This window comes from Mycoplasma sp. OR1901 (assembly GCF_013348745.1).
GTDB lineage: Bacteria > Bacillota_I > Bacilli_A > Mycoplasmatales > Metamycoplasmataceae > Mycoplasmopsis.
This window is the reverse complement of sequence record NZ_CP054666.1, coordinates 681441-700849: the sequence shown is the minus strand read 5'-3', so window position 1 is coordinate 700849 and position 19409 is coordinate 681441. Positions and strand designations below refer to the sequence as shown.

23 protein-coding genes are annotated in these 19409 nt (G+C 26.4%); 13 read left to right on the top strand and 10 right to left on the bottom strand.

All coding sequences use genetic code 4. The features are described from left to right. The first annotated feature begins 5 nt into the window (after positions 1-5). Entirely contained in the window at positions 6-1949 is a 1944-nt protein-coding gene (locus tag HTZ87_RS02345; protein ID WP_174892962.1) for an ABC transporter ATP-binding protein, read from the top strand. 15 nt (positions 1950-1964) lie between these two features. On the opposite strand, the gene HTZ87_RS02340 is transcribed toward HTZ87_RS02345, so the two are convergent. From HTZ87_RS02340 to HTZ87_RS02325, 4 genes are all read right to left on the bottom strand, one after another. Further along, positions 1965-2438 carry a dihydrofolate reductase gene (locus HTZ87_RS02340; RefSeq protein WP_174892961.1) on the bottom strand — a complete coding sequence of 158 codons (474 nt, stop codon included), beginning with the start codon at positions 2436-2438 and terminating at the stop codon, positions 1965-1967. 1 nt (position 2439) lies between these two features. Further along, positions 2440-3309, bottom strand: coding sequence for a thymidylate synthase (locus tag HTZ87_RS02335; RefSeq protein WP_174892960.1), 870 nt, complete (start codon positions 3307-3309; stop codon positions 2440-2442). A gap of 92 nt (positions 3310-3401) precedes the next feature. Then, positions 3402-3872, bottom strand: coding sequence for a peptide-methionine (S)-S-oxide reductase MsrA (gene msrA, locus HTZ87_RS02330; RefSeq protein WP_174892959.1), 471 nt, complete (start codon positions 3870-3872; stop codon positions 3402-3404). A 77-nt stretch (positions 3873-3949) separates the two neighbouring features. After that, positions 3950-4489: a restriction endonuclease subunit S gene (locus tag HTZ87_RS02325; RefSeq protein WP_174892958.1), complete on the bottom strand. Its 540-nt coding sequence runs from the start codon at positions 4487-4489 to the stop codon at positions 3950-3952. A gap of 296 nt (positions 4490-4785) precedes the next feature. On the opposite strand from HTZ87_RS02325, the gene HTZ87_RS02320 reads away from it, so the two are divergent. Then, positions 4786-5769 carry a S66 peptidase family protein gene (locus HTZ87_RS02320; protein ID WP_174892957.1) on the top strand — a complete coding sequence of 328 codons (984 nt, stop codon included), beginning with the start codon at positions 4786-4788 and terminating at the stop codon, positions 5767-5769. A 94-nt stretch (positions 5770-5863) separates the two neighbouring features. After that, entirely contained in the window at positions 5864-7594 is a 1731-nt protein-coding gene (locus tag HTZ87_RS02315) for a GIY-YIG nuclease family protein (protein WP_174892956.1), read from the top strand. Between the two features lie 59 nt (positions 7595-7653). Here HTZ87_RS02315 and nusG read toward each other — a convergent pair whose 3' ends face one another. Genes nusG through HTZ87_RS02285 form a run of 6 tightly spaced genes read right to left on the bottom strand, consistent with a single transcriptional unit; the run spans position 7654 to position 11249 of the window. After that, positions 7654-8256, bottom strand: coding sequence for a transcription termination/antitermination protein NusG (gene nusG / locus HTZ87_RS02310; protein WP_174892955.1), 603 nt, complete (start codon positions 8254-8256; stop codon positions 7654-7656). Between the two features lie 19 nt (positions 8257-8275). Further along, positions 8276-8488: a preprotein translocase subunit SecE gene (gene secE, locus HTZ87_RS02305; protein WP_174892954.1), complete on the bottom strand. Its 213-nt coding sequence runs from the start codon at positions 8486-8488 to the stop codon at positions 8276-8278. Then, a complete protein-coding gene (gene rpmG, locus HTZ87_RS02300) occupies positions 8489-8638 on the bottom strand; it encodes a 50S ribosomal protein L33 (RefSeq protein WP_174892953.1) in 150 nt (49 codons plus the stop codon). A gap of 41 nt (positions 8639-8679) precedes the next feature. Beyond that, positions 8680-9291: a hypothetical protein gene (locus tag HTZ87_RS02295; protein WP_174892952.1), complete on the bottom strand. Its 612-nt coding sequence runs from the start codon at positions 9289-9291 to the stop codon at positions 8680-8682. A 1-nt stretch (position 9292) separates the two neighbouring features. Beyond that, positions 9293-9988 carry a 23S rRNA (guanosine(2251)-2'-O)-methyltransferase RlmB gene (rlmB, locus tag HTZ87_RS02290; protein WP_174892951.1) on the bottom strand — a complete coding sequence of 232 codons (696 nt, stop codon included), beginning with the start codon at positions 9986-9988 and terminating at the stop codon, positions 9293-9295. Positions 9989-10031: 43 nt separating this feature from the next. Further along, on the bottom strand, positions 10032-11249 hold the full coding sequence (locus HTZ87_RS02285; RefSeq protein ID WP_174892950.1) for a class I tRNA ligase family protein: 1218 nt from the start codon (positions 11247-11249) through the stop codon (positions 10032-10034). A 62-nt stretch (positions 11250-11311) separates the two neighbouring features. Here HTZ87_RS02285 and argS point away from each other — a divergent pair, with 62 nt between their 5' ends. The 10 genes from argS to atpG all read left to right on the top strand — a co-directional run bounded on the left by argS (position 11312) and on the right by atpG (position 19409). Beyond that, positions 11312-12973 carry an arginine--tRNA ligase gene (argS, locus tag HTZ87_RS02280; RefSeq protein ID WP_174892949.1) on the top strand — a complete coding sequence of 554 codons (1662 nt, stop codon included), beginning with the start codon at positions 11312-11314 and terminating at the stop codon, positions 12971-12973. 69 nt (positions 12974-13042) lie between these two features. Then, entirely contained in the window at positions 13043-13312 is a 270-nt protein-coding gene (gene rpoE / locus HTZ87_RS02275) for a DNA-directed RNA polymerase subunit delta (RefSeq protein ID WP_174892948.1), read from the top strand. A 34-nt stretch (positions 13313-13346) separates the two neighbouring features. Further along, positions 13347-14213 (top strand): class II fructose-1,6-bisphosphate aldolase, encoded by an 867-nt coding sequence (gene fba, locus HTZ87_RS02270; RefSeq protein ID WP_174892947.1) that lies wholly within the window; start codon positions 13347-13349, stop codon positions 14211-14213. A 123-nt stretch (positions 14214-14336) separates the two neighbouring features. After that, a complete protein-coding gene (locus HTZ87_RS02265; RefSeq protein WP_174892946.1) occupies positions 14337-14759 on the top strand; it encodes a hypothetical protein in 423 nt (140 codons plus the stop codon). After that, positions 14759-15502 carry a F0F1 ATP synthase subunit A gene (locus tag HTZ87_RS02260; protein WP_174892945.1) on the top strand — a complete coding sequence of 248 codons (744 nt, stop codon included), beginning with the start codon at positions 14759-14761 and terminating at the stop codon, positions 15500-15502. The genes HTZ87_RS02265 and HTZ87_RS02260 overlap by 1 nt, the downstream gene beginning before the upstream one ends. 24 nt (positions 15503-15526) lie before the next feature. Further along, positions 15527-15832, top strand: a complete 306-nt coding sequence (gene atpE, locus HTZ87_RS02255; RefSeq protein ID WP_174892944.1) for an ATP synthase F0 subunit C — start codon at positions 15527-15529, stop codon at positions 15830-15832. Between the two features lie 13 nt (positions 15833-15845). Next, positions 15846-16433 (top strand): F0F1 ATP synthase subunit B, encoded by a 588-nt coding sequence (atpF, locus tag HTZ87_RS02250; protein WP_174892943.1) that lies wholly within the window; start codon positions 15846-15848, stop codon positions 16431-16433. Further along, positions 16433-16978, top strand: coding sequence for an ATP synthase F1 subunit delta (atpH, locus tag HTZ87_RS02245; RefSeq protein ID WP_174892942.1), 546 nt, complete (start codon positions 16433-16435; stop codon positions 16976-16978). The genes atpF and atpH overlap by 1 nt, the downstream gene beginning before the upstream one ends. Continuing rightward, the gene (gene atpA / locus HTZ87_RS02240; protein WP_174892941.1) at positions 16979-18559 is read left to right on the top strand and encodes a F0F1 ATP synthase subunit alpha; all 1581 of its coding nucleotides are present in this window, start codon (positions 16979-16981) and stop codon (positions 18557-18559) included. Beyond that, positions 18552-19409: an ATP synthase F1 subunit gamma gene (gene atpG, locus HTZ87_RS02235; protein ID WP_174892940.1), complete on the top strand. Its 858-nt coding sequence runs from the start codon at positions 18552-18554 to the stop codon at positions 19407-19409. The genes atpA and atpG overlap by 8 nt, the downstream gene beginning before the upstream one ends.

Below are 19409 nucleotides of genomic sequence, written 5' to 3'. Positions count from 1 at the left end.
CAAAAATGAAAGAAACAAAAACACATAAAAATTATTATCAAAACTTAAAAAGACTTTTATCTTTCGTTAAAAAAGATAAAAAAATGTTTTATTTAGCAATGTTTTTCTCTTTAATTAATGCTATTTTCTATATTGGTGGTAGTTACTTAATTGGTTATATAATTTCTACATTTTTTGAGCCATTAGGTCATGGCAAATCATTTAGCGACTTTGAAACAACTAAATTTTTTATTATATTAGCAGTGTTAGTTTTTTCTTATGTGGTCTACGGAATTTTTAGATATTCAGAACAATATATATATGCCAAAATAAGTTTTCAAGCTTCGGCGAGGCTCAGAAATGAAATAATTGAAAAATTAATTCATTTAGATATTAGTTTTTATGATAAAAACAAAACTGGTGATTTAATTTCGAATTTAGTTATTGATGCAAATAATATTGCTAATTCACTTTTTCAATTACTTTCACAATTAATTAGTGCCATATTTAATATAACAATTGCTGTTGTAATGATGTTCTTAGTTTCGACAGCATTATCATTGATTATAATACCTATAACATTAATTAGTTTTGGTATGGTGTTTTTATTAATTAAAAGATCACAACCATACTTTATGAAAATACAAGTTATTTTCGGTGAATTAAATGCTTTTGTTGAGGAATCATTGCAAAATACAAAAATAACAAATGCATTTAATAAGCAAGAAGACTTATTTAATAAACTAACAGGCATAACAAAAAGGATTCGTGATACCGCATTTAAAGGTGATTTCATTACAAAAAGTTTTGATACCATTTATACATTTTTAAGTAATTTCTTAATTTTAGCAATTACAGGTATATCTGCATACTTTTATTTCAAAGGAACAAACGTTTTAGGAGTACAAGGTTTTGGTGCTGATGCTAATGGTCATGCTACTGCCGGATTAATTTTTACTTTTATTTCAATAAATTGAAACTTTTTAGGACCTTTTCAAGCTTTAATGGGGGCCGTGTTCGGGATACAAGTCGGGATTGCATCCACAAGTAGAATTTCAAAATTATTAGATGAACCATTACCAAAGACTGATCATGAAATAATTAGAATTGTAAAAATTAGTTTTAATGATAAAGCTAATGATTTTATGGAATGTTCTAATGAAGATCCGTTTGGATTCTTTGCTTGAAAAATATATGATCCTAACCTTAAAAAATATGTATACAAATCTGTTAAAGGGAGTGTAGAATTTAAAGATGTTTATTTTAGTTATGACACAACTAAAAATAATAAATACCAATTAAAAGGTGCGTCATTCAAGGTTAAACAAGGTCAAAATATTGCTATAGTAGGTCCTACTGGAGCTGGTAAAACTACAATCATTAATTTAATTAGTAAATATTATAACTATCAAAAAGGAAGCATCACTATCGATGGTTTTGAATTAAAAAACATTAATAGAAAAGATTTAAAAAGAATTATGACAATAGTATCTCAAGATTCCTTTTTATTCAATGAAACAGTTTTAGACAATTTAAATATGTCAAATGAAAACGTTGTCGAAAAAGATATCAACGATGCTTTACAAATGACTCAATCACAACATTTTATTGATTCATTGCCAAAGGGAATTAATACCTTGATCGAAAATAACGGTCAAAATATCTCACAAGGTCAAAAGCAGTTACTTTCAATAACTAGATCAATATTATCTAATAAAAATATATTAATATTAGATGAAGCTACATCTAATATAGATTCAAATACAGAAATAATAGTCCAAAAATCAATGCTTAATTTAATGAAATATAAAACATCATTTGTTATCGCACACCGTTTAAGTACTATTAAGAATGCTGATTTAATTTTAGTTGTTAATAATGGAGAAATAATTGAAAGCGGTACTCATAAGAGCTTGTTAGAAAAAGAAGGTTTTTATTATAATATGTACACTTCTCAATTCTCAAATTAAAAAATATAGATATTATTAGTATCTATATTTTTTTACTCATTTTTCAACATTAAATGAACCTTTTTCTATCACTTCGATTAACTTATAATCTGACAAATCTAAATCAAGATAAACATCACCATCAAACTCACCTAAAATTCTACTTATTATTAATTCATCGGCAAATTTGTAAAATGATTCATAAATGCTTTTACCACCCGCAATAAAGAGAGTTTCATCACTATTTTTGTATTGTTCAAAAATCTTCTCTAATTCTTCGGTATTATGTATTGTTAAATCAACGTTAGGTATATCATTTTGACATAATACAAATATTTTTCTATTTTTTAGTACTTGCGGCAAGCCTAAAAAAGTATTTCTACCAAATAATAAAGTATGGTTTAGTGTTGTTGATTTGAAGTGATTTAGTTCTTCTTTAATCTGTCAAGGCAATTTATCTTTATTACCTATTAAATTATTTTTATCCACTGCAACAATTAATTTAATCATATTAAACTGCCACCTTTGCTTTTATAGGGTCTAAATGTTCATAATTTTCTAATTTTATATCTTCAAAAGTAAAATCAAAAATATCATCAATTGATTTATTTAAAACTAATTTAGGCAATTTTAAAGGTGTTCTACTTAATTGTTCATTTACTTGTTCGATGTGGTTTGAGTAAATGTGTGCATCTCCAATTGTGTTCACAAATTCACCAACTTTTAAATTTGTAACATGAGCTACCATACTTAATAATAATGAATAAGATGCTATATTAAAAGGCACTCCTAAAAATAAATCACCACTTCTTTGATATAACTGTAATGATAATTCGTCATTTTTATTAACATAAAATTGAAATAATGTATGACATGGGGGCAATGCCATTTCTTTAACTTCTAGAGGGTTTCAAGCACTCACTATATGTCTTCTAGAATATGGATTTTTCTTAATATCATTTATTAGGTTTTTAATTTGGTCAACTCCTAAAAAGTTTCTTCATTGTTTACCATAAACTGGCCCTAAATTTCCATGTTTCATTGCAAAATTTTCATCATCTTTTATTTTTTGAATAAACTCTTTTAAAGTTTCACCTTTAAAATCAGGTGATTTTTTAAAGTCTTCATATGGTCATTCGTTTCAAATATTAACGTTATTATCTACTAAATACTTAATATTAGTTTCACCTTTTAAAAATCATAATAGCTCTATAACTATTGCTTTTCAAGCCATTTTCTTTGTAGTTATTAGCGGAAATCCATTCTTTAAATCATATCTTGTTTGAACTCCAAAATAACTTATTGTACCTGTATTTGTACGATCTTCTTTATTTAAACCTTGTTCCTTAACAAGATTTAAAAGTTCTAAATATTGTTTCATTTTACTCCTTGATTAATTAATACGTATTCAATATTATAAATTAAAAAAATGATTTCATGTTAATTTCCATAAAATCATTTTAAATGTGAAAATTAGAATTTAATGTGGCAAACCACATTTGGGTTTTTATCTGAATAATCTTGGTGGTATTCTTCAGCTAGATAATAATTATCTAATTTTTTTACTTCGGTAACTACTTTACCATCGATATTTTTTGCTAGTTTATTTATGGTATTTTCAATTATTTCTTGATCTTCTTTTGTTTCAAAATAGATACCATTTCTATATTGAGTTCCGTGGTCTGGACCTTGGAAATTTAATGCAGTTGGATCTATTACTTCGAATAATTTTTCAACAATTTCAGATAAACTGATTTGTTCTTCGTTGTAATATAATTCTAAGGTTTCTACCGCATTTGTATTACCTTCACAAACTTGTTTGTATGTAGGAGCTTCTAGGTTTGAATTTGCATAACCCACTGTACTAAACCTTGTACCTTTAATTGTTTTAAAGTATCCTTGTACACCTCAAAAACAACCACCAGCTAAATATATTCTTTTCATTTAACCTCCTTAATTTTTTAAACTATTTTACCATAAAAAATAATTTAACATCATTATTAAGGGTTATTTAAAAATAATTAAAATTTAAATTTTTTTGTTTTCCTTTGTTTTTTACACTTACGCTGAAGAAGTGTAATTGATGAGTCTAAATTTTTTAATAAAGTAATTATTTTTTCTTGTTCTTCTAGTGAAGGAATATTAATTATGGCGGTTTTTAAAAATGATAATGATAATGTATATCTTTGTACACCTTGACCATTTACACTAAAATATTCACGATATTTTTGTGTATCAAATAGATAATCAAAATATGAATTTTTTATTTTATCGGTTGGTCTGAATCTCATTAAATGATAAGAATAAACACCGTTCAAAATTGTTTTATCTGCCGTCTTTGCAAAACCTAATTCACCCGGAGTTTCTGATGACGGAGTTATAAAAACATCACCTTCTACTATGTTACTTGAATATATTTGTAACGGAGTTGCTGAGTTAGTTACTAGATTTTCTTCTTTAATTTCTTTTTTATTATAAACATCCATGTAATTTAGTAATAAACATTTAACATCATTCGATCTAATTACTTTATCAACGGTAGAACCGGTTATTTCACCCATTTCACCCAAACTTTTTAGTACTCAAGCGTTTGTAAATTCGTTAAATCTAATTTAGTTATTTTTTACCTAACTTATTTGAAAAAAATATTAATCTCATCTATTGTATTAATAGTTAATTTATGGAGATTATTATTTATTTTTCAAAAAGAGAAATTTTGGGTAAAACAATTTATTGTTGTAATTTATTTAATGCTAATTTTAAAAATTTTATTAATTAAGTACTCGATAGTTGTTTAAATTTTTATAAAAATTATTTTTAAAAAATGTTATTATTTGTTCAATAATTAAGGAGAAACATGGATAAATTTATACATTTGAAACAAGGAGACGAAATAAGGGTTATAGCTCCCGCTAGAAGTCTTAAATTAATAGATGATAAAAACATTAAATTAGCAGTTCAAAGATTAGAGTCTTTAGGGCTTAAAGTTACTTTCGGTAAAAATGTATTTAATGTTGAAAATAGGATGTCAGCATCAATTAAAGATAAAGTCGAAGACATACATGAAGCATTTTTAGATAAAAATGTTAAAGCAATTTTGACTGTGATTGGAGGGTTTAATTCACATCAATTATTACCGTATATTGATTGAGAAATAATTAGAAATAATCCTAAAATTTTTAGTGGATTTAGCGATATAACTTCATTACATTTAGCTATATTAAAACATTGTAATTTTCCAACCTTTTATGGTCCACATTTTTCATCATTTTCAATGATAAAAAATTCAGATTATATGGTCGAACAATTTAAAAATATGTTTATGAATGATTTAGATGAAATTAATTTAGAACCTTCTAAAATTTGAAGTGATGACTTATGATTTTTAGACCAAGAAAATAGAGATTTAAATGTAAATGATGGATGATGAAACATACAAACAGGTATTGCAAAAGGTAAAATTATTGGTGGGAATTTATCAACTATTTTACTAATTAATGGTACTTCTAATTTTCCTGAAATAAATGAAGATATTATTTTAGCAGTCGAAATTGTCTCTTTATTTGATTATGATAATTTTGAAAGAATGTTGGTGGCTTTAATTCAAAGTACTTGATTTAAGCATGTTAAAGGTTTATTAATTGGTAGATTTCCAATCGGTTCTAAAATAAGTCATGAAGACTTAGAAATATTATTAAAAACAAAAATTGAACTAAAGAATATACCTATTATTGCTAATATGGATTTTGGTCATACAATGCCTATTTCGGTTATTCCTCTTGGTTTACTCACTGAAATGAAAGTTGATAAAGATACACAAATAAAATTATTTAAAAAGTAAATTAAAACTCAAAAGTATAATACCCTTATCACTTTTGAGTTTTAATTTATAGTTTTTAACTATAAATATGGTTAAATAAATGTAAAATTTTAATATGAATAAATTAGAAAATATAATGAATAAGATTTCTAAAGTACCAAACACCTTTGGTGTTTATTTATGAAAAAAGAATGATGAAATTATTTATGTTGGAAAAGCAAAAAAGTTAAAAAACAGGTTAATGCAGTATTTTAACGGTCATAATAATTCTTGATTAACACCTAAAATGATTAGTAATATTACTGATTTTGATTATTTTTTAGCTAAGAATGAAAATGATGCCTTCATTAAAGAACAAAAATTAATTAAAGAACATAATCCTAGATTTAATATTAAACTGGTTAACAAAAAAACTTATCCATATATCAATTTTAGCATAAGCAAAAAAGAGATAAAAATTCAAATTGGTGATAAAGATAATAACTCATTTTATAGTTTTGGGCCTTTACCTCCGAACACTTATTTTAGTGACTTTGTAGATGTTTTAAAAGATGTTTACTTATATGACAAAGGAGAAAAAGTTAATTTTAAATCTAAAGAAGAAATGGAAGAAGTGTTAAAAAGTATTACTGACATATTCAATTTAAAGTATTCGGTTTTTAAAAGTTTAGTTACAGAAAAAGAACAAGAATATAGTGGAAAATTGCAATTCGAAATTGCTAATAAGTATTATAAAACTCTTAAATTTTTAGAAAAAATTAAAGAAAAACAAATTTCAGAAATTTCTAATGAACACTCAATTGATTTTTTTGATTTTCAAAAAGTGAAATCAAAAATATTTATTTCAATGTATTCATATAATTATGGTTCTTTAATTTATCAGGAGTATGAAGATAAAAATTGAGAAGGTTTAATTTCGGAGTTTATTGAAAATTACTTATCTAATTTTTATGCCAAAAATAAAATTCCTAATCAAATTATTTTAAGAAAAGAGTTAGAGGACTGAAATATTGAATTAGATGAATTAATATCTAAGAGAGTGAGATTTATCAAAAAAGGTATTTTATACCAAATTAGTGATTTGTTGCTTTTAAATAATAAAGAAAGCATTAATAAATACCTTGTAAAGCATCCTAATTTCTTGAAAGATAATGATTTAGTTTGGGAAAAATTAAAAAATAATTTAAGTTTAAATAGTATAGATAAAATCTTTATTTTTGATAATTCATTCCAAAACCATAATGTTAATGTTATCGGAAGTGTTTTAGCTTTTGATTCAAATGGTCAAATTAAGAAAATGACTAAAACATATGATTTGACAAATTATGTTAAAGATATTGAAAAGAAATCTGATGTGCAGTTTACTTATTATAATGCTGTTAGTTTTTTAGATGATTTAGGAACTAGAATAAATGAAAATGATATTTTCTTTGCTGATGGGTCTATCGCACAAATAAACGAAATAAAAGAAGCGTTACATAATTTTGGTTTTACTAACAAAGTTTTTGGGTTAGTTAAAGATTCAAAACATAAGACTGAAAAAATAATTAATGATAAAAATATAATTATAGATGTTGATACTGATATATTTAATTTTTTAAGTAAAATACAAAGTCAAGTTGATGTAAACGCAAAATTTAAATATAATAGAACAAAAAATAAAGAAATGAGATCAAGCGAAATTTTAAAAATAAAAGGTATTGGCGAGAAAAGATTTAAAACTATTTTAGCTCATTATAAAACAATTGAAAATTTAAAAAAATCTAACTATAGTGAACTTGAAAAAGAATTTGGTAAGCATATTTCTGATTTATTTAAAGAAGCTAAGTTTTTTGATAAAAAATAAAAATACTAATATTTAAGATTGGTTAATTCCAAAACTTAAATATTAGTATTTTTTATAATTTAGTTATCTTCACTTAATCTAAGTGAATCAATTTCGATAATTAATTCTATTTTTTTACCGAATTTTTCGAAAACAACTGTCGCTTCCCTACCTCTTTTATCAACTTTGATAACACTTGCTATTTGTCCAATGTATGGTCCACCGATGATTTCAACAATATCACCTTCAACTAAACCGAAAACATCTTCACCGGCTTCAAATGATTTGATAGCTTCTTGTTCTCTTTTGAACATTCTTTTAATTTCGATAGTACTTACAGGTGTTGGTTTAGCACCTTTACCAGATGAACCGACTAATCCAGTTACGTATTGTGTATTACGAACTAAAAATCAAGCGGCATCAGTCATATGCATTCTTGCGAAAATATATCCAGGATATAAATTTATGTAATTAATTTTATAATCTAATCCGTTAAGTTTTTTTTGATATTCTTTTTGAGTTAAGCTTGGTTTTTTAAATATTCTAAATGCACCGTTTTCACTTGTTTCTTGATCAAAATCTTCTTCAAGGTTTTCTGCTACTATACGGTTATTAAGTGCTTCAACAACTTGTTCTTCTTTACCTCTCATTGTTGAAATCATGTATCATTTCATTTCTTTCATAAATTCTCCTAGTTTATTATTATATTAATTCTAAAATTTTTGTGAACGCTAGTGTAACACCATAAACAAATAAAGCAAAAATAGCGGTAAAAACAATTATTCTAACGAAGTTTTTTGTATTTGTCTTAGCGTCAGGTCATCTTACACGTTTAACTTCTTTTACAGTTTTTCTAATTCAATATCTTTTTTTTCTTGGTTCTTTAATTGCGCTTACTTCATTATTTTTTTTCATTTAGATTTCTTCCTTGTGAAATGTATGTTTTTTACAATGAACGCAATATTTTTTGACAATTAAACGTTCTAAATTACCTAAACTTTTGTTAGTTACGTAGTTTTTTCTTCTACATTCTTCGCACGCTAATGAAACTTTATTATTTTTCATATATGTATTTTACCATAAAACAATTTTTTAATTCGGTTTAATTAATTAAATACTTGACAAATGTTATTGTATTTTAATCTAATACTATTTATTATTTCTGTTTGTTTAGTTTTAGAATATCAAGATTTATGTTCTAATGGTTTATCTAGATTATTAACAAATTCTTTTTCTATTTTACTTAATTTTGAATAAAGAAGCATTAATAAGTCTTTATAGTATTTGTTTTCTAGTGAATTAGCATTCTCAATATAATTAATATAGTTTATTTTATTAAACAGTTTTTCGCAATTAACAAGATGATTACCGATGTAATTTTCAAATATATTTTGTCTATTTTTAGATTTATTTAACGAGTTTAAAGATTTGTATTTTAAGCTATTTCAAAATTTGTTTTCGAATGGTATTGTATCATCATATTCTCTTAACATTAGTTCGAAAGATTCATACAATACATTGTTATATATTTCTTCTCAACTTAAGTTATATGCTCGTGTCATTCGGTAGATTTTTGCACAAAATATTTCAATGTTCGAGTAATGTATATTTTTGAATTTAAATATCATTTCGTTTTTATTAGTATATTTTTTGTCTTCATTTAATTTTAAAAATGAAATTACATATTTGGAAAGTTTGTTAATTTCTATTTTATTCATTTTACTTTTTGTTAATCAAATCAAAAAGTATTATTCCGGTTGCGACAGATACATTTAGTGACTGAACTGTGCCAAATTGATTTATATAAACGAACTCATCGCTAACTGAAGCAACACTTTTTGAAATTCCTGCCCCTTCGTTTCCGACTACTATTACAGTTGGACTATTATAGTTTACTTTTGTGTGTGGCACCGCTTTTTCGTTAAGAGTTGTTGAATAAATTCAATAACCACTTTTTCTAATTTTTGTTAAAGCCGCAGAGATGCTATTGACTCTGTAAAAATTAATTCCTACATAACCTCCTGAAGAAATTTTTAGAGCAGTGCTATCTAGTTGAGCAGCATTTGTTTTAGGTAAAATTATATCTTTTATACCTGCTGCGTTAGCAGTTCTAATAATTGCCCCTAAGTTATGTGGGTCTTGTATTTTATCTAAAACTAAAACATTTTCAGGTTTATTTTTAATTAAATTTGCTATGTCTAAATAATTAATTCCAGGCAATACAGCAATAAAACCTTGGTGGTTTTCTTTAGTTAAACTATTTAAAAAAATATGGTCAACAACTTTAATGTCAACTCTATGCTTGTTAAAGTATTTTAAGTTTTCTTTTTTAGAAATATATATTAACTTAATTTTTTGATTGTTATTGTAAGCATCTATAACAGAGTTTTTACCACACACTAATAATTGTTCCATATTTAATGACCTCTTTTTTAATAATTTTAGTACTATTTTTTTACTAAATTAGTTCGTTTTTAATTAATACTTCTCTTAATTTATCTGATTTTTCGAAGTTTTTGTTATTTAGTTCGGTTTTTCATTGATTGTATGTATCAACAAAATCACCGTAATTAAATTTAGAAATATCAAATTCTAAACTATCAAAGATTTTGATAATTGTTGCTTGATAAATTTCTGAGTTATTTTTATTTATTTCCTTTAATAAGTCGTTTAACAGCTTGTTAAATTTAGCGAAATTTTTATTAAAGATGTGATTCATTGCTTCTTTAAATAAATCTTCATCATAGTTTTTATTATTGTTATTTAATTTTGCTTCAAAATATATTTTTTTAATTTTCTTCAAGAATAAAGAAGCGTTATTTAATAAGTTTTCATCAATATTAATTTCACTTGTTAAGTTAGAAAGTAAGAAAATTACTTTTAAGTGATCGGCTGAATAAGCTTTAATGAAATCCTTTGGTAAAATGACGTTTTGAAGTGATTTAGACATTTTAATACCATTGATATTAATTTGCCCTGTACGTAGTCAATTTTTACTTAAATCATTACCTGTAACGCTGTAAAATTGAATATTTTCGTTTTCGTGGTGCGGGAATGTTAAATCCATTCCACCACCGTGATAATCGACACCTTCTTCTTTAAAATGTTTATAAATTAACGCAACACACTCTGTGTGTCATCCAGGTCTACCTAATCCAAAAGGAGAATCGTATTTTACTCCGATATTTGTATCTTTTCATAAAGCAAAATCGGCAGCAAAATGTTTTTGATGATCAGAATCTTCAAATTTCATTTTGTCAATTTGTTGATTTGAAACAACACCATATTTATTAATATTTTTCTTTACGTCAAATCATACATTTGTACCAATTTTGTACGCACTTCCTTTATCGATCATTTTTTGGATCAAATCATAAATAACATCTAAATTTTTTGTAACATATTCTAAATGTGTAATTGTATTAACATTTAAATCTTTTAAGATGTCTAAATAATATTCTGAATACTTTGTAGAAATTGCTTCTTCTGTAGTTTTTTCTTCAATTGCACGATTAATAATTTTATCGTCAATATCAGTTATATTATGAATAAAACTAAATTCAATTCCTAAATTTCTAGCTGCTTTTAGTATTAAATCGTATGTCAAAATTGGTCTAATATTACCAATATGAACATCGTTATATACGGTTGGCCCGCAAACATAAATTTTTAACATATTTTTATTATATAATGTTTTCATAAAATGTATAATTAAAATAAAACATAGGGAGGAAATCAATGCTATTAAACACAAAAATTAGAGAATTAATTGTTAATTCAATAGAAATAATGCAAAAAAACAACTTTTTCCAGGAAGAATTTGATGCGGACAAAGTTGGTTTTTTAGTTAGTTTACCAAATTTACCAGAACATTTAGAAGATGAAGAAATTAAATATGATTTGTCTACTAATGTTGCTTTTTTACTTAAAAAATATGTTAAAACTTCACCTTTAAATATTGCCAATGAATTAGTAAACATTTTAATGCAAAATACTGATGTTTTTGTAAAAATTGATGTTGCTATGCCTGGGTTTATCAATATTGTATTAAAAGATGAAGTTTTTAACGAAGTTTTATTAAATGCTAATAAAGAAGGTTTCAAATATGGTGCTAACCAATTTGAACCTACTAAAATTAATGTTGAATATATTTCAGCTAACCCAACAGGATTTTTACACGTTGGACACGTTAGAGGTGCAGTATATGGAGATTCATTAATTAAAATTTATCGTCATGCTGGATACCAAGTTGAATCTGAATATTATGTAAATGACGCCGGAAATCAAATCAATGTTTTAGCTAATTCAGCGAAAGTTAGATATTTTGAATTATTTGGGCAAACTTTAGAAATGCCTGAAGAATCATACAAAGGACAAGATATTGTTTGAGCAGTTGAACAAATCAAAAATAAAAAAGGTGATTATTATTTAAATGATTTTGAGTCAAAATATCAAGAATTCAAAACCGAAGTTAAAGATATTTTATTAGAAAAGATTAAGTATGATCTTTCAAAATTAAACATCGGAAATTTTGATACATTTTCAAGTGAATTATCAATTTTACAAAACGGTGCAGTTGATGAAGCTTTAGAAAAAATGAAAGAATATACATATCATAAAGATGGTGCTTTATTTTTAAAAACTACAGAATTTAAAGATGATAAGGATCGTGTTTTAATTAAATCTGATGGTTCTAACACTTATTTATTACCGGACATTGCTTACCACTTAACTAAATTTAAAAAAGCAGATCGTTTAATTAATATTTGAGGTGCAGATCACTCTGGTTATGTTGAAAGAATGAAAGCAGCACTGAAAATTTTAGGTTATGACGATAATAGACTTGATGTTTTAATAATACAGTTAGTTAGATTAATTAAAAATGGTGAAGAATTTAAGATGTCAAAAAGAGCAGGAACAAGTGTTACATTATCAGATTTACTTGAAGTTAGTTCGCCAGATGCTGTTAGATTCATGATGCTAACTCGTGAAATTAATAATAAATTTGATTTTGATATTGACTTTTCAAATTCAGCAAATAGTAGTAACCCTGTTTACATTGTTCAGTATGCACATTCTAGAACAGTTTCACTTCTTAATAATTTAGTGAAACCAGACTTAAGTTTAAAATCATTTAATTTAAGTTATAAAGCTAAAAAAATAGTATTAGCAATTGATGAATTCCCTTCATTAATAAAAACAATAGTTGAAACTTCAAAAGTTAACTTAATGAGTCAATATTTATTGAATTTAGCAAAACTTTTCAATAGTTTTTATTCAGAAACAAAACTTAAAGGTCATGAAAACGAAGCAGAATATGCATATTTAGTTAGTGTTGTTCAATTAGTTTTAAGACTCGGTTTAGGTCTAATCGGTGTTTCTGCCCCAGAAAATATGTAATTTTTAAACAAATATTAAAAAAATCAAATTTTGGTTTATAATTAATACACAAAGTATCGAAAGGAAATTATGAAAAATAGAACAATGTTAGAAATAGCTATAGAAGTTATTTCTTCTGATACAACTAGTTCATTCACATTTGAAGAAATTTTTCAAAAAGTTGAAGAAGAACTTGGTGAAGTTTGAGCTCAAAGTTATAAAGATGATGAAAATTTCACCCTTGAAAAAATCAAAGAAAAGAAAATGGGTGAATTATATCGTCTATTAACTGTTGATATGAGATTTACTAGAAATCTTGACGGTACTTGAATTAGTAGTACAACAGAAGTTAATAATTAACAATAGAAAGAACAAAATAAATTAGGAGAATAATATGCCATTAGTACATGCAAAAGATATGCTTAAAAAAGCAAAAGAAGGAAAATACGCAGTTCCTCACATTAACATCAACAACCTTGAGTGAGCAAAAGCAGTTTTATTAACAGCTGAAGCTGAAAAATCACCAATCATTGTTGCAACTTCAGAAGGTGCAGTTAAATACATGGGTGGATTAAACGCAGTAAGCGGAATGGTTTTAGGTTTAATTAAAGACTTAAAAATCACAATTCCAGTTGCATTACACTTAGACCATGGTTCATACGAAGGTGTTAAAGCAGCTATTGAAAATGAAGGGTATACATCAGTTATGTTCGATGGATCACATTACCCATTCGAAGAAAACTACGCTAAAACAAAAGAATTAGTTGAATTAGCAAGAAAAAGAAATATGTCATTCGAAGCTGAAGTAGGGACAATCGGTGGAGAAGAAGACGGAATCGTTGGTGATGGTGAATTTGCTAACCCAGAAGAAGCTAAAAAAATGGCTTCACTTGGAATTGATGTTTTAGCAGCAGGAATTGGAAACATTCACGGTCCATACCCAACAACATGAGAATCATTAAGTTTTGAAACATTAACAGAAATTAGTTCAGCAGCAGGAATCGGAATCGTTTTACACGGTGGAAGTGGTATTCCTTCAGAACAAATTAAAAAAGCTATTAGTTTAGGTGTTACAAAAATTAATGTTAATACAGAATTACAACAGTCAAACCACAAAGCATTAAGAGAATATATTTTAAGTGGAAAAGACTTAGAAGGTAAAAACTTCGATCCTCGTAAATTATACAAACCAGGATTCGACGCAATGTGTGAAACAGTTAAATTCAAAATTCATGAATTTGGTTCAAACAATAAAGCATAATTTATTTAAAAACACTAAAATAAAGCGAAATAAATATCTCGTTTTATTTTTTTAAAAAAATTTATAAAAAACGCGAAAAAAGTTATAAAATACTTTTAAGCAAACATAAATAAAAGGAGTGCTATGAGCAATTTTAGAAGGAGTTTTGATATTACATACATAACTCTTCTATTAATCTCAAGTGCGTTTTTTTTCATTATTAATTTTTGATTAAAAGGATCTTTATTTGGTTTTGCTATAGGGTCTTTTACTTCGTTTTTACTTTTTAAGATTACCTGAATTTTAAATTCATTTAATCTTAAAAAAAGAAAAATATTAATTATTGCTCATATATTAAAAATGTTGATATTTTTTATTATCTTATCTTTAATTATGTATTTGATAGTAAGTATTAATAAAATCTCAAATCAAAGCACAAAGTCCTTATTAGAAGTAAACTTTATCGATGCTCAAATAAATTTAGCAATATTTTTTGTTGGTTTATTAAGTAGTTTGGCAAGTATTATTTTTACTTCAATATACTTAAAAAGAAAAAAGGAGGTTTAATGAAGATAATTGAAAAGTTATGGGTTTGAAATTTACCGCAACTATTTTCTTTATTTATGACAGTTCTAATTATTGTTGTTTTATCAATAATTGCTTTTGTAAAAGTGAAAAAAGTTAAAAGTAATAAAGCACCAAAAGGTATTGTTTTAATATCTGAATCTTATGTTAAAGCATTAGATGATAATTTTGATAATGTAGCAGATGGTTCGATTCCAAAAGCTAAATTTTATATTTTTACTTTAGGTACTTTTTTAATCGTTGGTAACTTATTACCTGTAATAGGTTTGGAACCGATTGGTAGTTCAATATCAGTTCCTTTCACACTTGCATTAATGACTTGAATGGGTATTTTTGTTGCCGGTGCAATTCACAGGAAAAGAAAATACATAAAAAGTGTTATGAACCCAATGGAATTAGTTGGTAAATTTGGTAGTTTAATTTCACTTTCAGCTCGTATGTACGGTAACTTAATGGGTGGTGCAGCTATTCTATTAATGGTATATGCTTTAGTTGGAAATATTACCATTGCAGGATCACCTTTTTATTACTTAGGGTCTATCTTTACTCCTGTGCTACACTTTTATTTCGATATATTTGGAGCAGTGTTACAAGCAATTGTTTTTACATTGCTAACAATAGTATATTGAAAAATGGAATCAGAAGTTGATGAAGAAAAACCAAAAAAATTTACTTATAAAATTTTTAAAAATATGAAAAAAAATAAAGTAGAACATATATATTAATAAAACTAAAAAGTAGGAGAAATTATGATTATAGAATCAGTTCAAAAATTAGCAGCAGAAGCTTCAAATGCAACAACACAAGCGGCAGCAAACAACGGTGGAGATTTAAAAACAGGATTATTAGCAATCGGTGCTGGTTTAGCAGCAATCGGTGTTCTTGGTACAGGGATTGGACAAGGTTATGCGGCAGGTAAAGCTGCAGAAGCTGTTGGTAGAAACCCAGAAGCTGAGAAAAAAGTTAGAAACATGTTAATCGTTGGTGCCGGAATTGCTGAATCATCAGCTATTTATGCTTTCGTTATTGCTATATTAATTCTTTTTGTATTGTAATAATATTTTTCTTATGATATTAAATATTGATAAATTTCAAAAATTAGCAGCAGAGGTAAGTAATAGTACTCCGAGTGCTGGAGAACAACTTAAAGAGAAGTTTTTAGGTATTTTCCCAAGTATTCCATTGATGATAGCTACTATTCTTGCTTTCGTTATAGTATTTGCTGCATTATGATTCTTTCTATACAAACCGGTTAAAAAAATGATGCAAGATCGTCATAATTTTATCCAAAGTAACATAGATGATTCAATCAGTAAAAAAGAAGAAAGTATTAAAACATTAAACGAAGCAAATGTGCAACTTAAAAATGCACACGTGCAAGCTGACAACATCCTTACAAAAGCTAAATTAAAAGCAGAAAAAGTAGCTGAATTTTACAAAAATCAAGCTACAATCAAATCAAAACGTTTATTAGATGAAACAAGATTAGATATTAGTACTCAACAAAAAGAATTTGATGAAAATTCAAAAAAATATATTGTTGAAATTGCGACACAATTATCTGAAAAAATACTTAAACGTGAGATTTCAAAAGACACACAAGATAAAATTATTGATCAATTTTTAAATTCAAATAAAGAGGTTGAAGAGTTATAATGTATGAAAAAAGACATATATCAGCCTATGCAGTAGCAATATTTGATTTAGCAAAAGAGGAAGATAAATTCGAAATTCTTCAAACAGAATTCGAAACACTTAAAGAATTTGCGGATAACAAAGAATTTATTGATTATTTAGCAAATTATGATATTAGTGAAACACATAAATTCGAAACAATTGATATTGCTTTCAAAGATTTTCATTGAATAACTACAAACTTTATTAAAGTTATTGTTTCAAGAAAAGTTGTTAGTTATCTTAAAAAAATAATTATTGAATATCTAAAACTTTCAAATCACGAATTAAGAATTCGTTTTGTGGATGTTATATCTGCATTCCCAATTGATGAAAAACAACTTTTAGATATTAAAAACAAACTTCAAGAAAACACACGTAGAAAAGTTAGAATTACACACCATGTTGATCCTAATTTAATTAGTGGTTTCAAAATTGTTTCACGTACTGAAGTTTTAGAAAATAATATTAAAAAAGAATTAGATAAATTAAAAAATGATATTTTAATTAATAAAAAGGAGGTTTAGATGGCAGTCAAATTAGATGATATTTCAGCGATTATTAAAGATAGAATTAAAAATATTAATTCAAACGTAGATCGTTCTGAAATAGGTAAAGTTATTTCTATTGGTGACGGTATTGCACTTGTTAACGGACTTGAAAAGGTTATGAACAGTGAAATTGTTACTTTTGATAATGGTGTTTTTGGTCTAGCTCTTAACCTAGAAGAAGAAACAGTTGGGGTTGCACTTTTTGGTGATGCTAACTCTGTTTCTGAAGGTGACTCTGTTAGAAGAACTGGTGAAGTTATTTCTATAAACGTTGGTGATGAACTTTTAGGTAGAGTTGTTGATGCGCTTGGTAACCCAATTGATGGTAAAGGTGCTATAGTTACATCTAAAAAATCAGAAATATTTAAAACAGCTTCTGGTGTTATGAGTCGTAAAGAAGTTAACCAACCTATGGAAACAGGTATTTTAGCAATAGATACTATGATTCCAATTGGTAAAGGTCAAAGGGAACTTATTATCGGTGACCGTCAAACTGGTAAAACAGCTATTGCAATTGACACAATTATTAACCAAAAAGATAAAAATGTTAAATGTGTTTACGTTGCAATTGGTCAAAAGAACTCAACAGTAGCTCAAATAGTTCAAAAATTATCTGATTCAGGTGCTTTAGATTATACAACAATAGTTGTTGCTGGAGCAAGTGAATTGGCTCCACAACAATATATTGCACCATATACTGGTGTTACAATCGCAGAAGAGTGAATGTATAAAGGTGAAGATGTTTTAATCGTTTATGATGATTTATCAAAACATGCTATTGCATATAGAACATTATCATTACTTTTAAGAAGACCTCCTGGTCGTGAAGCTTATCCTGGTGATGTTTTCTACTTACACTCTCAATTATTAGAACGTGCAGCTAGAATAAACAAAAAATTTGGTGGTGGTTCAATTACTGCTCTTCCAATTATCGAAACTCAACAAGGTGATATTTCAGCATATATACCAACTAACGTAATTTCTATTACTGACGGTCAAATCTTTACTAAAGAAAGTTTATTTAACTCTGGTCAAAGACCTGCAGTTGATATTGGTTTTAGTGTTTCTAGGGTTGGTTCATCAGCTCAAACAAAAGCTATGAAACAAGTTGTTGGTTCATTAAAACTTGAACTTGCTCAATACAATGAGATGCTTGCATTTGCTCAATTTGGTTCAGATTTAGATGACTCAACAAAAACAATTCTTGATCATGGTGCAAAAGTTTATGAATTATTAAGACAAGAACAATATTCACCAATTAAACAAGAAATTCAAGCGATTTTACTTGTTGGTGTTAAAGAAAGAATTATAAACCCATTACCAAAAGAATATATTCATGAATATCGTGATAACGTTATTAATTGAGCAACAACAGATAATGTTGGTTTATCATTAGTAAGCAGAATTGCTGAAGCAGGTAAAATTACAGAAGAAGATTATAAATTAATTGAAAATACAGTCGTTAGAATAGTAAATGATATTGTTGCAACAATTCCAGAATACAATCCAAACTTGTATAAACAAATGCCAGAAAAATATAGTTTAAAAGATGCCTAATTTAAATAGCTTAAAAAACAGAATTAATGTTGTTAGCAACACACAAAAAATTACTAATGCAATGGAGCTTGTTTCAACATCTAAATTAAGAAAAATGAGAAATGATTACACTAATATCATTTCATATCAAGAATCATTACAAGAAACATTCGACCAATTAATTGCTAATATTGATGAAAATGACTTTTATGCTATTTTCCCAAAAAATTCAGATGTAAAAAGTAAATTATTTATTTTAGTAACTAGTGATTTAGGTTTATGTGGTTCATATAACCATAATGCATTTCAATTATTACGTGAAAGAGCTTCAGAATATGACCAAATTATAGTTTTAGGTACAAAAGGAATTAGTTTATTAAGTTCTAGTTCACTTAAATCACAAGTTATAAAACATTATTCAAATATTGGTGATAAAATGCCATATAAATTAGCTTCAGAAATAGCAAAATTAGCTATGGAGCTATACAAAAACAAAGAAATTAATTCAATAAATTTAGTTTATACAAAATTTATTAATAACATAAACCAAGACGCTTTATGTCAACAAATTTTTCCGTTTGATTTTACTAAAAAAGATAATGTGAAAACAAGTAGTTCTGTTATTGAATTTGAACCAAATGCTGAAACAGTGCTTTCTTCTTCAGTTCCATTATTTTTAGCAAGTACAATTTATTGTCTAAGTTCAAATTCAAAAATATCAGAAACAGCATCAAGACGTAACGCAATGGAAAATGCTACAAATAATGCAACAGAATTAATTTCAGACTTAAAATTAGAATATAACAGAGAACGTCAAAGTAAAATAACACAAGAATTAACAGAAATAGTTGCCGGAGCAGACGCAACTTAA